Genomic DNA, 15,562 nt, shown 5'->3' on the forward strand with positions numbered 1-15,562 from the left:
TTTCAAATCGAAAGAATCGTGACGACGGCAGCTGCCGAATCCCCTGCCAGTTGACCGCCGTTGTTCTCGGCCAGCGCTACCTTCGCAGCCGGACGTTGGCGTGCGCCCGCTCGTCCACGCAGTTGCTGCGTCAACTCGACGATCTGGGCGGCGCCGGTCGCGCCAATCGGATGTCCGCGGCTTAGCAAACCACCGCTTGGATTAACAGACAGTCGCCCGCCGATGTCAGTCGCCCCCGATCGCAGCAATTCGATCGCGCCACCGCCTGGCTCGCAAAATCCCAGATTCTCGTAGTGGATCAACTCGGCCGGCGCGGATGCGTCATGCAGCTCGACCACATGCACGTCTTCAGGGCCAATTCCCGCGATCTCGTAGGCGCGGCGTGAGGCGACTCGTGCTACCGGTTCACGGTCTCCCGACACCTTCGCGGACACCACGGCGCTAGCGCGAATCAGGACCTTTGGCGTATCGAGTCGCGCCGCGTACTCTTCAGAGCAGGTGAATATGGCTGCAGCGCCATCACCAATCGATGAACACATGAACAACGTCAGCGGATCGCTGATCATACGGCTGCCAAGCACCTCGTCGATAGAAGTCGGTTGGCGGAACTGCGCGAGCTGATTAAGTGAACCTGCATGACGGCTCTTGACCACGACGCGTGCAAAGTCCTCCACCTTGCAGCCGGTTTTGCGCATCCACTCACGTGCCTTCGCCGCATACAAGTCCATGAACAGCGAACCCGTCCCGGCCTGATATCCCTCGGGCAACGGCTCTTCCAGATCCACGGCGCGCGCGAACGCACCGAACGAGACCGCTTTGTCCTCGTGGCTGAGCTTCTCTGCGCCAATTGCCAACGCGGTCTCACACGCACCCGAGGCCACCGCCATCCACGCGAGGTGCAAGGCGGTGCTGCTCGAAGCGCACGCGTTCTCGACATTGAACATCGGTTTGCCGTCCAGCCCGGTGTTGCGCAAGGAAGACTGAGCGCGGATCATCTCCTGCCCGGTCACTACGCCGGCCGCGGCATTGCCGAAGTAGACCTGATCAACCGCGTCGGGCCCCACACCCGCATCTGCGAGCGCCGCGGATACGGCTTCCTCCGACAGCGACTTCAGGTTCCTGGAAAGAAACTTGCCGAACGGGGTCATACCCACTCCTGCGATAACGACCTTTCTCATAATCTGTTCCTGGGATAAGCAATGTTTGATTCGGCTAACGGATTACTCTTACCGAAACGCGGCGATGCCCGTGAGTTCGCGGCCATGAATCAGCGCTAACGTACCGTTGGTTCCATCAGGGACTTGAAACATACGCGCATCGAGCCACAGCCGGTCGATGCCCATTTCCTGGCTGATGCCCATACCGCCATGAATCTGCATCGCCAAGAGAATCGCCCGCTCGCACGCCTGCGTGGCGTAGCGTTTGGCCATCGCTGAGATTCCATTGGCACGCACACCGCGATCGACTGCTTCGAGCGCATGCAGGCACAGCAGACGCGACGTGACAATCGCGGTTTCGATATCGGCAAGGTCTTGCTGCACAAGTTGATGCGCGGCCAGGGCCTTGCCGAATTGTTTGCGATCGGCCGCATGCTGCACGGCCAGTTCAAGCGCACGTTGCGCCAGATGGACAGTCATCAGGCCGATCAACGGGCGGTTCACGTTCCAGCCCAATGTCAAATATTTCGCCGCGTCTCCTTGTTCGCCGATGATGTGCTCAACCGGCACCCGGCAATCCTCGAAGCTCAACTCCCCGAGGTGGCCTTGTTGCAATCCCATGACCGGGATCTCGCGAACCGAGAACGGCGACGCCGCACGGTCAACAAGTACTCGCCGGGTCACCGGACGGCCATGCGCGTCCACGCCGTCCATACAGGACACGTTGAACACATCAGCTACCGATGCGTTGGTGATCCACATCTTGCTGCCATTGATCACAGCGTGTTCGCCTTCGACCACCACCTTCGTGCGGATCGCGCGTGAGTCGGACCCGGCTTCCGGCTCGGTATTGGCCGTGCAACAGATCTTGCGTCCCGCGATCAAATCGGCCAGATAAGTCTGTGCGATCTCGGCTGGGCAACCCGCGTGCAAACGCGCCACGGTGCCTTCATGTGAGAGCAGAGACAAGGCAATCACGGGTGGCAATTGCTCGACGATCAGACCATAGTCGACCATCCTTAGCCCACCACCACCTGCCGATTCGGGCAGCCGCGGAGCCGTGATACCGAAGCGCGCCAAGGCTGCGAAGATCTTTAGCATCGTGGCCTTGGACAAAGGCCGATCAATGGGATGAGATACGAGCTCCGGCGTGATTTCTTGAGCAACCATCCGGCGAGCCGAGTCGACGATCGATTGCTGGTCTTCAGTGAGATGGAACATAGGATACGGTTAGGTTCAGGTTAATTTTCAGCGGTGACCGATAACGCTGGCGCTCAACGGCACCCGTGGTTTTGGGCAACGCCAACAGGGCGAAGATCGAAACTGCGTAGGACTCGAAACAGCAAGCACCTATCCCGGTTGCCAACCTAGTACGTGCCGACAGCGCGCCAACTCTGGCGATCGCGAGTGCGCCAGGATTTTCGCCACGTTGTAGTTGTATCGAAACCCATGCGTGTCGTACGCACTTGAGTCGGAAACAGCTCGACGCGATGTGCCACGATTGTCTCGAGATCGGCATCCAGACGGACATTCGTGGGATGGACCACAAGGTTTTACGGCAAGCTGTCCAGTCTCATGACCGGCTCTTGTATCAACCTCCGAGATCAGACGCATCTCGATCTCGGTTGACCAACTATCGAGCAAGTCTTGCGACATTGCATTCAGCGCCGGGAAACTGCCGATAATTCCTGCCTTGCATTGCATCATCACGAGGTCCGGGTTCGACACAAGGAACATCGGCGCGGCAAGTACGGACAAGCGGAGTTCATCCAAAAAAGACCAGTCCATCATTCTGCTCCGCGCCTGTTGATTAACAGGTCGCTACGTCCGCTCTGCCCGGTTTCGTCGCTCTGATTGAGTGCATCAAAACGGCGCCCCAAGCGTCCCATGCGCTCACTTCTATCGCCATCGAATTCCGCGCTTTCAATCACCAAGTGCAAGGTGTCGCCGACCAGAATCGGGGCGATGAATTTTCGCTCGTTCGACGACATCGTGACGACCGCGCTATCGGGGAAAATCCCCAGTTCATGGAGCATGCCAGTGGTGATCGCGATGCCAAGCAGGCCACGAATCACGTGCTGTTCGTACCGCATGGTCCTAGCGAGCGTCATGCGACTGGCCAAGTGAAAAGAGGCGTAGCCTTATCGCGGAAACGTTGCACCGCTTCGCGATGAAATTCAGTGGTAAGTGCCACCGCCTGAGCGACGCATTCGAGTTCGAGCATCGTGCGCAGATCACTGCCAAGCGACATGTTCAACGCGCGTTTGCTCAGGCCGAAGGCGATCGGCGACGCATCCGCGAGCGCGCGCGCAACGCCCGCTGCGCGCGCATGCAACGTTTCAGATTCGACCACTTCGAGCACCACTCCCATGCCGCGCGCTTCGTCGACGCTAACTTCCCTAGCCGTGAAAATAAGCTCTTTTGCGCGCGCGAGACCGACTGCGCGGGGCAACGTGTAGAACGCCGCACAGTCTGGAATGAGGCCAAGTTTCATGAATGGCATGCAAAATCGCGCACGCGGACTGGCGATCACGAAGTCGGCCGCAAGTGCGAGACTGAAGCCCGCACCGTACGCGACGCCGTCCACCGCTGCAATCGTCGGTCGGTCCAGGTCGACGAGTTGCGAGATCCAGCCATGCAGATCGTCGATACGATTGCGCCCTTCCTCCGCAGTCTGCACGGACATGCCGTGCACATCGCCACCTGAACAAAACGCAGTGCCCGCGCCGCGCAAAATGACGGCACGCACTGAGCGATCCTGACGTATGGAGTAGATAGCATCGCGTAATGCCGCGCGCATCGGCATATTCATCGCATTCCTAGATTCCGGTCGGTTCAACGTGAGCGTCGCAACACCGTCGTCGATTTCAAACAGCAGGGATTGGTCGCTCACGCCGTCACCTCAATTGATAGATCGTTAAGCGCGAAGTCCGGTGCCTTCATGAGATGTTCGAGATCGGTGCCTGCAAATTCGCCATCCGGGCGCTGCAAGAACGCTTTCACGACCTTGCCATCCATCATGTCTTGTGTAGCCATGCCTATCGTCCCCATCGGTTTTCTGTCGAGCGGAAAGTGGACATTCGAAAAACGAACATTGCGCGATCGCTTGGTCGGATTCCTTTTATTCCTGCTTGTCAACGCGCTACGTATCACGTCCAATTCTGCCGCTCACGCTTATCGAACCTCCGTTTTCCGAATGACGACAGAAGTCGTATTTGTTATCCCCGATCTTCCTGAAATCTCGATCTATCGTCACCGCCAGAGAGTCGTCCTAGGTGTAAATCCGAGCACAGAGTTGCAGCAGATAGTTCCCAGTACTTCGCATGCCTGCCGTTTTGTACGGATTCTGGCCGAGGCTTTTGGTCTAATAGACGATCGCAGCGTACCTGGACCTATTTGGCACGTCCGTTCTGCTCACGGAACTGTTGCACCGTCCCAAGATGTCGCGCGACTATATTTCCAGTACAGGTCCACATAAGCGATGACCGCCCGCGACAATTTATGCATCGCCAATCAGTTTTTTTGAGCAATAACTCCCAGACATCACTCGTACGCTCAAGCTAACCAGAATTTTTCCACGTCGGCTTGTGGCGTTCGGCGAAAGCCGTAAGCCTCTCCCTCGCCTCTTCACCATTGGCTACATTGCAAAAGTTCTCTACAGCGGCCGCAATCTCCCGCCGGTAGTTCTGATCAAGCGCAGACATAAATGCCGCACGTCCCCTCCTGACTGCTTCAGGCGGCTTCGACGCGAGTGTCCGAGCAATCGCCCGCGCGGCATCGAGAACTTCATCATCCGGCACCACTCGATTGATCAGGCCGAGCGAAAACGCTTCGGTAGCTGAAAACGTACGGCCGGTAAACAGCAGGTCGAAAGCCCGTTGACGACCAACGACGCGCGGTAGATGAACATAATGTATGGCTGGTAACAGGCCGCTATCGATCTCGGGGTATCCGAATGTGGCGGATTCAGCGGCCACAATCATGTCGGACGATACGGCCACCGTCATGCCACCGCCGCGAGCCGCACCAGCGACCGCACTGATCGAGGGTTTTCCAAGGTTGAACTGCACGTCAAAGAGCTCAATGTAGAGCTTCCGCGTCACGTCATATAGTTGTTCAGCACCCGCAGCGCTGGCCACCTTCAGATCAAGCCCGGCGCAGAAGCGTCCCGAAATGGCACTGTGCAAAATGACAGCTCGCGTGTCCCGGTCACCTGCCGCGCGACGCAACGCCGCCAGCAAGTCGACAAGCATTGCTTCGTCCAAAGCGTTCGCAGGCGGTCGCGACATCGATATCTCGGCTATTCCGTCACGGACGCTGTACTCTATTGTTTTCATGTCTGTTCCCGCGTGATCGAATCAATCAGATTCCGACTGCACAATGGGGCGGTCAGCCGTTTGACAATACGCAGCCTGGCGCGGCGGAAGCTTTGCAATACGCCCCGGTGTTCTTGAAAATTTCGTGGGAATGTTCATCAGGCGCACCATTCCTTCGGTTGGGTGCTCCCGTTTGACAAAAAAACCCGTCTGATTTAAGTGCTCGTCTTCAAGAAGTTCTTCAGGCGAGATCACCGCTGCGACCGGAATGTCAGCAGGTCCTAGCAGTTTTATCCATTCATCTGTAGTACGTAACAATACGATGTCGGACAAAAACCGATATAGGGCGTCAAAGTTCGTGCTACGTGCCCGCGCACTGGTGAAGCGTGCATCCGCGGCGAGTTCCGGGTGGCCGGAAAGTGCAAAAAACCGCTGCCACTGCGCGTCTGTATATGGCACGACGCTTGCGAAACCGTCTCTGGTACGGTATGGCTTGCGATAAGGTGATAGTACCCGTCCATAGCCCATGGGTCCAAGCGGTGGATCAAATACCTCTCCACCCATATGCTCGATCATGCAGAATGAGACGAGCGTCTCGAACATCGGCACCTCGATGGCTTGTCCGCGGCCCGACTTTTCTCGCTCGTACAACGCCATCGGAATTGTGTACGCCAGCGTAAGGCCAGCGACCTTGTCTGCCATAATCGTACTGACGTACGCTGGCTCACCCGTATTTCGTCCCTGCAGATCAGCGATTCCGCTCATGGCCTGAATGATGTCGTCAAAGGCCGGTCTTTCTGCATACGGTCCATCTTGTCCGAATCCAACGGCCGCGCAGTAGATCAGTCGCTCGTTGCTTTTCGCAAGCGTCTCATAGTCAAGTCCTACCCTTCTCAGCGCTCGCGGACGCACATTGGATACAAAAACGTCGGCCTGCTCGATGAGAGCGTTCAGATGTGCAAGGTCGTCAGCATTCTTGAGATCAAGGGTGAGGCTATACTTGTTGCGGTTCAGATTCATGAAAATCGCACCCATTCCCTCTGAGCGGAACGGTTCAGCATGGCGAAACACATCGCCTTCAGGTGCTTCAATCTTGATGACGTCAGCGCCCATATCGCCAAGGATCTGGGTCGCGTACGGACCCATGCCAACCGACGTAAGGTCGACTACCTTTACGCCGGCCAGGGGTCCATATGGCTCTGATGATCCGTACTCGGGTACTTTGGATGAAATGCGCATCAAGAAAATCCGTTATACGTTATGGCCTCTTGTTCGCGTACGCATTTCACGGCTGCTGGATGTCGAAATGAGACATCTCCTGGACACTGTGATGCAGTGCGATCGAGACCTATTCGGGGGACGCCGGGACATCAGTCTTTCCGGCAACTCGGCTTTACAAACTTCATGATGGCGCAGGCAATCCATTCCAACAATGGACTTAACTTCATATAACCATCCCGATATGCGATAAATGAACGCTTGCACTCGTCGGGGTCCGATGGTGGACGAGCAAGCCCTCCTCGACCCTACGCCATCAGCAATTTTCGTTATCGACTGCGTTGCAGATCAACACGCATGATCTCGATGAATTTAGCAGCAGCGATCGACGACCGCGCGTTGCGTCGTCGGATCAGTGAAAGCGTGCGTACGGTATCTGCTGAATGGGCGATAGGGGCAATGCTGATCCCAAATGCGCGCGCATCGTGAAATGTATTTCGACACGACTGCGATACCTGCGCCGGCGCGCACAAGTCCGAGCATGGTGCTCACCGCATACACTTCCACCGGCGGTCGATGATCTGCATGCGACACCGAGGCGTGAGAACCTTGGTCATTCCGTCGCTCTTCTTTGGCGCCCGAGGCAGCAGCGCTTGCACGATCTTGTCGGCACGTACCCATAGTATTGGGTCCCTGCCACATGGCACCAGCGTCCACTCGAGCATGCCGCGTGCGAGTCACGGTTAGGTCGCAAATCCAATCAACGATTGAATGCTCGTCGTCCTGTGCGGCGCAGGGTCATCAGTCCACGTCTGCGGCAGATAATTTTCGCGGGCGATGGAAGCACTGCCTCCATGGCCAGAGTAACAGGGGTACATGGCGATCTGACGGCTTTCGACGCAACGATACTGGCCCAGTCCACCGACCGGATGTCCGTCCTGCCTTATCGCTTAGACCAGCAATGTCATTACGGTTTTGGCAACAGTGTGCGCTAAAGGTCCTTCAATTCCTCCTTCCCGTCCAATACCGCTATCTTTTACACCGCCAAAGGGTAAATCTGGCTCCGAAGACGAGAAGTGATTGATCGCAAGGTTGCCCACCTCGAGTTGTTGAGACAATATCTTGATGTCAAGGGCAGAACGGGTAAATGCGTAACCCGCCAATCCGAAACGCACCGAATTGGCCTTTTCAACCGCTTCTTCGACGCCACTGACACGGCTCAGTAACGCCACCGGACCGAAGGGCTCTTCTCGCATTGCCCTTGCTGTAACGGGAACATTACCAAGAATTGTTAGTGGAAAGGCGAAACCTCGATGGCCGATACGCTCACCACCGGCGAGTATATGCGCCCCTGTGGCCTTCGCGTCAGCGATCAGAGCTTCAACCGCACTGACACGCCGGGAATTGACCAGAGGTCCCATATCTGTATCATCGTTGAGTCCATTGCCTACCTTTAGCGCTTTGGCGCGCTCGACAAATCGTGAGGCAAACCGATCATAGACTGCATCTTCAACAAAGAACCTAGTTGGTGAGACGCAAACTTGACCGGCATTGATCGCCTTAGCCGCCACTGCTGCATCAGCTGCCTCATCGATATCGGCCGTTTTGGAAATGAATACCGGGGAGTGCCCTCCAAGTTCCATGAGCACAGCTTTCATATGATCGCCCGCGAGCGCAGCAAGATGCTTACCAACGGGCACCGAACCGGTGAATGTCACCATCCGCACGTCAGGATGCGCGATGAGATAATTGGAAATTGTGGGAGGATCACCATATACCAGGTTCAACACCCCGTTGGGAATGCCTGCATCGACAAACGCACGCACCAGTTCAAATGCTCCCGCCGGCGTATCTTCCGCTGCTTTCAAGATGACAGAACAGCCAGCCGCTAGGGCGCTTCCTATTTTTCTGGATGGAGACGCGATCGGAAAATTCCATGGAGAGAATCCCGCAACAATTCCTATGGGCTGACGATAAACTGCATTATGGTATGCGTCCGTTGACGGCACAATACGGCCGTAGATTCGTCTACCTTCATGGCCATCCCACTCAATATTGGCAGCCGCACGCAGGACTTCCGCCCGCGCCTCACGTAGCGTTTTACCTTGTTCTAGCGTAATCGTTAGGGCGATTTCGTCTGCGCGCTCGCGTAGTAGATTCGCGGCGCGGGTCATAATTTCTTCACGCCCGACTGGTCCTAAATTTCCCCAGGCGCGTATCCCACGCTTTGCTGCGGCTACGGCGTCTTCCAAATCAGTAACCGTTGCGTGGGCATACGTCCCAATCTCCATTTCATTAAATGGATTTATAACAGAGCGGGGATCGGACATACGCCAATCGCCATCGATAAGGATTTTTACTTCTGGATAATGATTCATATTCAATACTCCTTAATTCTTACGCCTTATCTGGAATGAGCAATGCTAGTATCTGCCTTACAAAGATACTTCAATTCGTTGAGAAATTTTGCTCACGGCGCTTGACTCAACAGCCATCTGCTCCGTTTGCATATGAATTGAAGATAGTTCATCTTGCGCTCTGCAATGGTCACGTTCTGACATCGCAACGAAATCAGTGGCATGCCCGCAAGCGATGCGGTCCGCAACGGCGAGGTATGGATATGGAAACCGTCGGCAGGAGTCGGAACGTAATTGTTTCACTATCAATTCATGCCATTTTTAAAAAGCATCCTCACTTTTTCAATCTCACGGCACGGTCGAATATTAATGTTCCATCCACAACCGGGCAGAAAAACAGCTACATGTCCGCCGATGACGACGGCCGCGGATCGCCACTCGAAATGTACTTCGATCGCATTCGGCTTCAAACTATATCGACGATTTGCCGATAGACCCGCCACCGTCTACAAACAGAGTCTGTCCGGTGATATAGCTCGCCTCGTCCGAGAGCATGAAAGCGATCGTAGCAGCGATCTCCTCCGGTGTGCCGAGACGCTTCATTGGAACGTAAGTCAGAAAGGCTCGCTCGGCGTCACTTCCCGCGGGCATAGATCGACGAAGCATCTCAGTTTCGACGGGACCTGGTGCGACAGAATTGACCGTGATGCCCGTCTCCGCCAATTCGAGTGCCCATGTGCGGGTGAAGCTCGTCAGCGCGGCCTTGCTGGCAGCATAAGCGGTACGATTAATCATTCCGAGCATCACAAAGCTCGTAACATTAACAATCCGTCCCCATCCTTTTTCTCGCAGCGTGGGAAGGATTGCCTGCACAGCATTGATCGCGGGATGTAGGTTGAAGCGTAGAATTTGATCAACCAGATCCAGATCGATTTCGCCGAGGCGCTGGAGCTTTGCAAGCCCAGCGTTGTTCACGACACCATCAAAGGAATAGCAAGTGGCAAGATCCGCGAAAGCCCGCGCGGAAGCTTTGTCATCGCTAAGATCAACCGATACAAACGTGCCGGGAAATGTCTGCGGCTGGTCTCGCGCTATTCCGACCACATGGTGCCCGGCATTGGCAAGACGGGTTGAGAGCGCCAGACCGATGCCCTTTGTAGCTCCCGTAACGAGGAACGTCCGATTGATCATAGAAGCGCCATCCCTCTAAAATGGTTATCGATATTTCCGGACACGGCGAGCTTGCCGGACCGCTTGTGCCAGACCGGGGCGGCTCGACGGAACCGACCCGTTGCCCGACGACCCAGCCAGGAACTCAGGCTACCAATCCACCCGCGAAGGGAATGACCTGACCATAGAAGAAATCGCTTTCAGGCCCTGCGAGGAAAAGGACCGTCTTGGCGCATTCCTCCATTGAGGCGAGACGCTGGGCTGGGACTTGAGCGAACCGCCGGCGAAAGGCTTCACTCCTTTTGTACTCCTCAGGAAAATATGTGGGATTATCTACGTAGGCCTGCGCAGTAGCATTCACGTTGATATGAGGAGCTAAATCGTGCGCGAGATTCAACATGTATCCGATCTGCGCTCCACGGGCCGCGCCGTAGAGAGCGACTCCTCCCTCGCGCCCCTTAATCGCATTTAGGCTGCTCGTTATTACAATTTTACCCTTCTTTCTCTCAAGCATCTGCGGAAGCACGGCCCTGATCATTCGGTGCATAGGGTAGAAGATGGAACTCATCAGTCGTTCCATCTCATCGTCCGTACTGTCCGCGGCTGGAGTGGGCACGAACGGGCGTGCATGATTGGCGATGAGGATGTCCACGCGGCCAACCCTCGCCACCAGATCCTCCGGGGCGCCGGGTTCCGTGAGGTCACTATTGTCGGCGAACAGAACGGCGTCCTCTTCCTCGAATACTTTGACGATGCCGGGTCCGCTGTAATATGCGGCATCGGTAAGAATAACGCGTTTTCCCTCAAGACGTCCTGTCATTGCGATGCTCCTACTCTGCTAACAATAAGGGCGAGGCTTGGATGATTTCTCATGTCCGTTCGACTACCTACTAAATAATGCTCATCCTTCCGGTCGACGTTTTCTGACGAACGCGCGAAGCCCTTTTTGAGCGACCTCCGTGATTGCGGTATTGCTGAAATCTTCCACTGCGTTTGCGGTGCTGGATCAATTGTCGAGACCCATCTGCGGCAACGCAGACGGTTGTACAGACTTCATGATGGCGCAGGCAATCCATTCCAACAATGGAATTAACGTCATATATCCATCCCAATATGCGATAAATGAACGCTTGCACTCGTCGGAGCCCGGTGACGGATGAACTTGAGCACAAGCCCTCCTCGGCCCTGCGCCACCGACAATTTCCGTTATTGACTGCGTTGCAGATCAACACGCATGATCTCGATGAATTTGGCAGCAGCGATCGACGACCGCGCGTTGCGTCGTCGGATCAGTGAAAGCGTGCGTACGGTATCTGCTGAATGGACGATAGGGACAATGCTGATCCCAAATGTGTCCGCGCATCGTGAAATGTATTTCGACACGACCGCGATACCTGCGCCGGCGCGCACAAGTCCGAGCATGGTGCTCACGGCACCAACTTCCACCGGCGCTCGAAAATCCGCGTCATAACGCCTCATGATCGAGTCTACCGTGCGGCCTATGTTGTTATCCGACCGTAGCATGATGATTTTCTCCCTCGCCAGCTGTTCCCACTTCACCGGCTGGCCATCCGCAAGAAGATGATGCAGTGGTGGACAGGCAAGACAGAGGACGTCGTGGTAGACAGGTTCTATCTGTAGCCTCGGCTCGTCCCTGTCAATCGCGACGAGACCGAAGTCGACACGCCCATTTACAACATGGTCGATGGCCACGTCGGTTGACACTTCGTACGTCTCAAGTCTGACATGCGGAAATTGACGTTGATATCCGGTCATGACATCGCATAGCAAGCCATAGAAAACCATGGGTGCGGCGGCAATGCCAACCTTTCCCTTGCGCGTTGAACCCAGGTCCGAGAGGCTGCGCGTAGCCGAGTCCAGCGTACCAAGTAGTTCGACTGCGTACGCGTACAGATCTGATGCACCGTCCGTCGGTTCGACATGGCGCGTGGAACGATCAAAAAGCGGAAAACCGACCTCTGCCTCAAGTTCCGAGCAAAGCTTGCTCACGGCAGATTGGGTCATGTGCAATGCAAGCGACGATGCAGTAAAGCTGCGTAGCTCGAAAAGCTGGACAAAAACCCTGAGTTGTCTGAAGGTGATATTCATCACGTGATTTCTCGGCTCGAAGACGGCTGAAACGCAATCGGTCACTGTCTGAGCACCGTCCAACAGCGGTATGTCGCTTTGCAATGGGTACCCAGCCGCGGTGGATCTGGGCGTATATGATGTCTCGCTGGCGGATTTCTCCCTTTTTCACTAACGGCGAGATCGGAACGTCCGGCTGTCATATGACGCATACGATCAGTTACGCGTAGGCTTGAGGCCGTGTTTATCGGGTTCATTTTGTGCAAATGGTGCCTCACCCTCTGCTTTCAATGTTGCGCAGGGTTTGGCGCAGACATACTGCTACAGCGCGCCGGCGCGTTGTCTGGACCGGCGCGTGTACAGCACCGCACAATTCGCGCGTCAGCCGTTGGCGGCCTCCTCAGTCTCATCGAGCCAGCGAACGAGGTTCTGTACCGTATCGCCGTAGAATGTTCGATATAATTCCTTCGACACGTATCCGAGATGCGGGGTCGCAAGCACGTTGGGTAGTTCGCGCAAGGGGTGCGGATTGCCGAGCGGCTCAACATCGTAGACGTCCAGCGCAGCGCCCGCGATCTGTCCGCTCGTTAGCGCCTTGAGCAGCGCTGTCTCGTCGACAATCGGGCCGCGTGACGTGTTAATCAGTCGGCTCGTCGATTTCATACGGGCCAATTCCGTTTTCCCGACGAGATGGTGGGTTCGCGAACTCAAACGCACGTGGACCGACAGAAAGTCTGCGGTAGAAAACAGCTCGTCCTTGCTGACCAACTGCACGCCTTTTTCTTGTGCGCGTTCCGCAGTCAGATTCTGACTCCAAGCGACGACGTTCATTCTGAACGCCCGCCCAATCACGCCCACGGCCGAACCGACGCGGCCCAAACCGAGTAAACCGAGCGTCTTACCCGCGAGTTCCTCGCCAAGCGACACCTGCCAGCCACCTTGGCGTAGCGATTGACTTTCGAGCGATATGTTGCGGGTCATGGCAAGGAGAAGTGCCCACGTAAACTCGATTGTCGGCGTCGAACTGTATTCGGTGTGAACGACCTTGATGTCGCGCTGAGCGGCGGCGTCGAGATCAATCGAGGCGTTGGCTGGACCGGTCGATGCGATCAGCTTAAGATTCGGCAATCTTTCGATGATGTTGCGCGTGAGTGGCGTACGCTCGCGCATCACACACACAACATCGAACGGCACTAAGCGATCGATCAGCTTTTCAACGTCGCCGATGTGGTCGTTGAACACCGTGATTTCTACGCGACCGTTCAGGGGCGACCAGTCCGCCATACTCAGCGCAACGCGCTGATAATCGTCGAGGATTGCCGCCTTGACTCGGGGCACAGTGAACATGCTGCTTTCTCCCTTCTGGTTTGGATGGTGAATGGGCGGAACCGCAGGCCCGTGCTCTGCCACATCTACGGGTGTACTGTCAGTTTGACGCAAGCGAGACTCGCTTGCAGGGACCCATACTGGATGGTGGTCTAGTATTACGTCCCCTGAAGCAATCATCGCCGCGGTATTGACCGGCGTCAGTTCGGTCTTCGCTACACACGCGAGGCGGTGCGAAAATTGCCCGATGTAGTTCACTCCGCGGGACGATCATCCGGGACCCGAACAATCCCCATACGAGCTTCGAACGGGCGCCCAACTGATTCACCGATCAGATCCTTGGTCTCCCTGGCCACCGTCACGCCGCGCTTGGCGAGTGTGCGGACTTCACTGGCCACGACGGCAAAGCCTCGACCGTGCTCGCCGGCGCGGGCCGGTTCGACCGCCGCGTTAAGCGCGAGGATGTTGGTTTGGAAGCGATACCCTCGATTACGCTGATAGATCGCCTAGACCTGCGGTCACCTAACAATGGTGATTACAATCGATCTGTCCAATCATGATGATGCCGCTAGCCAATGTCAATGGCATTCGTCATCGTTTTATGAAAAAATGGTAAAAGACGACGCGTGGGCAAGGAGAACAGTTCATCGGTGTTTCAAGACAGCAAACCATTGAAAATCGGCAGTCGATCATTGCTGCGGCGGGCGGATCCGATCAAGCGTCACGATCGACTGATACCTGTCCTCCGATCGCGGACGATCTGATTTCGTTACTCTCTCTATGGCCGATATGGAGGAAAGTACGAAGACTTGCGGGAACTGGAAGCGAGCACGGTTGCCTGGCATGAGGAAGTGGTCAAAGCAGAATTTACAGGCAGTCGGCAGCCTGGGGAGCGCAGCTCGAACGTCCCGAGGTAATGACGCCATGGGCTTATCACTTAACCGGCATCGAGACAGAGCCAAAACGGCGAACAATCCTTTGCCAACCCACCGACTGAATCGTCCTATACGAGAGCGGAAAGCCAGCCGGCAACGGCGTGGCCAATTTCATCGGGTGAATCTTCCTGGATGAAATGCAACCCTTTGACAGTGACCTCGGTCTGGTTGGGCCAACTGCGACAAAACTCACGTTGAGCACCCACAAGAATTGAACCTGGCTCTGCGTTGATGAATAGCTTCGGTACTTGGGATTGCCGCAACCAATCCGCGTACAACTGGACAACTGCAACCATGTGAGAGGGCTCACCTGCGATAGGGAGTAACCGGGGCCAGTTCAGCATGGTTTGACGGTCGGCTTCGATCACGAAAGGCGCGTAGTAGTGCCACAGTTCTTCGATGCTCAATTCGCGCAACACGGACCCGGGAAGGACACGCTCGATAAATAGGTTACGTCGCAGAATCAGTTCCTCGCCATTCGGCGAACGAAATCCCTGAAAGATTCCTCGGGCCTTCTCCGGCCAGTCATCCCAAGAGGCCCATGGTGCGACAATGCTCTCCATATAGACGAGCCCTCTCACCCTGTCTGGATGCAAGCGTGCCCAGTGAAAACCTAGTGCGCTGCCCCAGTCGTGAAGTACCAGCGTCACCCGCGTGTCCGCGTCTAGTTCCGACAGCATCGCATCCAAATACGAGAATGCACGCTCGAAGCTGTACCGTGCCGCCCCCTCCGAAGCCGGAAGTTTGTCCGAATCACCGTGACCTATCAGATCGGGTGCGATGACTCTGCCCTTGCTCGCTATACGCGGAATGATATTCCGCCACAGATAACTAGAGGTCGGATTGCCGTGCAACAGAACGATGGGAGGACCTGATCCGGCCTCCAAATACGCCAATCTGCGCCCAGCAATGTCACAGAACTTCCGCTCCACGAGTGGCACAATCGTTTCCGCCATTCAACTGCGCTCCGTCAGAAAGCCCGAGATGTGAGCCCA

General features: G+C 55.9%; 13 protein-coding genes and 1 pseudogene. All 14 read right to left on the bottom strand.

Features of this window, described 5'->3' with window-relative positions; translation table 11 throughout:
* Positions 1-2 precede the first annotated feature (2 nt).
* On the bottom strand, positions 3-1,178 hold the full coding sequence (locus M0D69_RS03025; RefSeq protein ID WP_301780600.1) for a thiolase family protein: 1,176 nt from the start codon (positions 1,176-1,178) through the stop codon (positions 3-5).
* Positions 1,179-1,226: 48 nt separating this feature from the next.
* On the bottom strand, positions 1,227-2,378 hold the full coding sequence (locus M0D69_RS03030) for an acyl-CoA dehydrogenase family protein (RefSeq protein ID WP_301780601.1): 1,152 nt from the start codon (positions 2,376-2,378) through the stop codon (positions 1,227-1,229).
* Between the two features lie 566 nt (positions 2,379-2,944).
* Positions 2,945-3,232 carry a hypothetical protein gene (locus tag M0D69_RS03035; protein ID WP_367619681.1) on the bottom strand — a complete coding sequence of 96 codons (288 nt, stop codon included), beginning with the start codon at positions 3,230-3,232 and terminating at the stop codon, positions 2,945-2,947.
* A gap of 32 nt (positions 3,233-3,264) precedes the next feature.
* Positions 3,265-4,050 carry an enoyl-CoA hydratase/isomerase family protein gene (locus tag M0D69_RS03040; RefSeq protein WP_301780602.1) on the bottom strand — a complete coding sequence of 262 codons (786 nt, stop codon included), beginning with the start codon at positions 4,048-4,050 and terminating at the stop codon, positions 3,265-3,267.
* Positions 4,047-4,193, bottom strand: coding sequence for a hypothetical protein (locus tag M0D69_RS03045; protein WP_301780603.1), 147 nt, complete (start codon positions 4,191-4,193; stop codon positions 4,047-4,049). Before M0D69_RS03045 ends, M0D69_RS03040 begins: the two co-directional genes overlap by 4 nt.
* Before the next feature lie 524 nt (positions 4,194-4,717).
* Entirely contained in the window at positions 4,718-5,494 is a 777-nt protein-coding gene (locus M0D69_RS03050; RefSeq protein ID WP_301780604.1) for an enoyl-CoA hydratase/isomerase family protein, read from the bottom strand.
* Between the two features lie 21 nt (positions 5,495-5,515).
* On the bottom strand, positions 5,516-6,712 hold the full coding sequence (locus tag M0D69_RS03055) for a CaiB/BaiF CoA-transferase family protein (RefSeq protein WP_301780605.1): 1,197 nt from the start codon (positions 6,710-6,712) through the stop codon (positions 5,516-5,518).
* 929 nt (positions 6,713-7,641) lie between these two features.
* Complete coding sequence (locus M0D69_RS03060; protein WP_301780606.1) at positions 7,642-9,069, bottom strand: NAD-dependent succinate-semialdehyde dehydrogenase; 1,428 nt, start codon at positions 9,067-9,069, stop codon at positions 7,642-7,644.
* 450 nt (positions 9,070-9,519) lie between these two features.
* Complete coding sequence (locus M0D69_RS03065) at positions 9,520-10,239, bottom strand: SDR family oxidoreductase (RefSeq protein WP_301780607.1); 720 nt, start codon at positions 10,237-10,239, stop codon at positions 9,520-9,522.
* Positions 10,240-10,363: 124 nt separating this feature from the next.
* On the bottom strand, positions 10,364-11,038 hold the full coding sequence (locus tag M0D69_RS03070) for an SDR family NAD(P)-dependent oxidoreductase (RefSeq protein ID WP_301780608.1): 675 nt from the start codon (positions 11,036-11,038) through the stop codon (positions 10,364-10,366).
* A gap of 386 nt (positions 11,039-11,424) precedes the next feature.
* A complete protein-coding gene (locus M0D69_RS03075; protein WP_301780696.1) occupies positions 11,425-12,327 on the bottom strand; it encodes a LysR family transcriptional regulator in 903 nt (300 codons plus the stop codon).
* Positions 12,328-12,687: 360 nt separating this feature from the next.
* Positions 12,688-13,653, bottom strand: a complete 966-nt coding sequence (locus M0D69_RS03080; protein ID WP_301780697.1) for a D-2-hydroxyacid dehydrogenase family protein — start codon at positions 13,651-13,653, stop codon at positions 12,688-12,690.
* Between the two features lie 290 nt (positions 13,654-13,943).
* A pseudogene (locus M0D69_RS03085) lies at positions 13,944-14,125 on the bottom strand (methyl-accepting chemotaxis protein); the annotation flags it as partial.
* Positions 14,126-14,635: 510 nt separating this feature from the next.
* The gene (locus M0D69_RS03090; RefSeq protein WP_301780609.1) at positions 14,636-15,523 is read right to left on the bottom strand and encodes a haloalkane dehalogenase; all 888 of its coding nucleotides are present in this window, start codon (positions 15,521-15,523) and stop codon (positions 14,636-14,638) included.
* Positions 15,524-15,562 lie beyond the last annotated feature (39 nt).

The organism is Caballeronia sp. SEWSISQ10-4 2 (assembly GCF_030464885.1).
GTDB lineage: Bacteria > Pseudomonadota > Gammaproteobacteria > Burkholderiales > Burkholderiaceae > Caballeronia.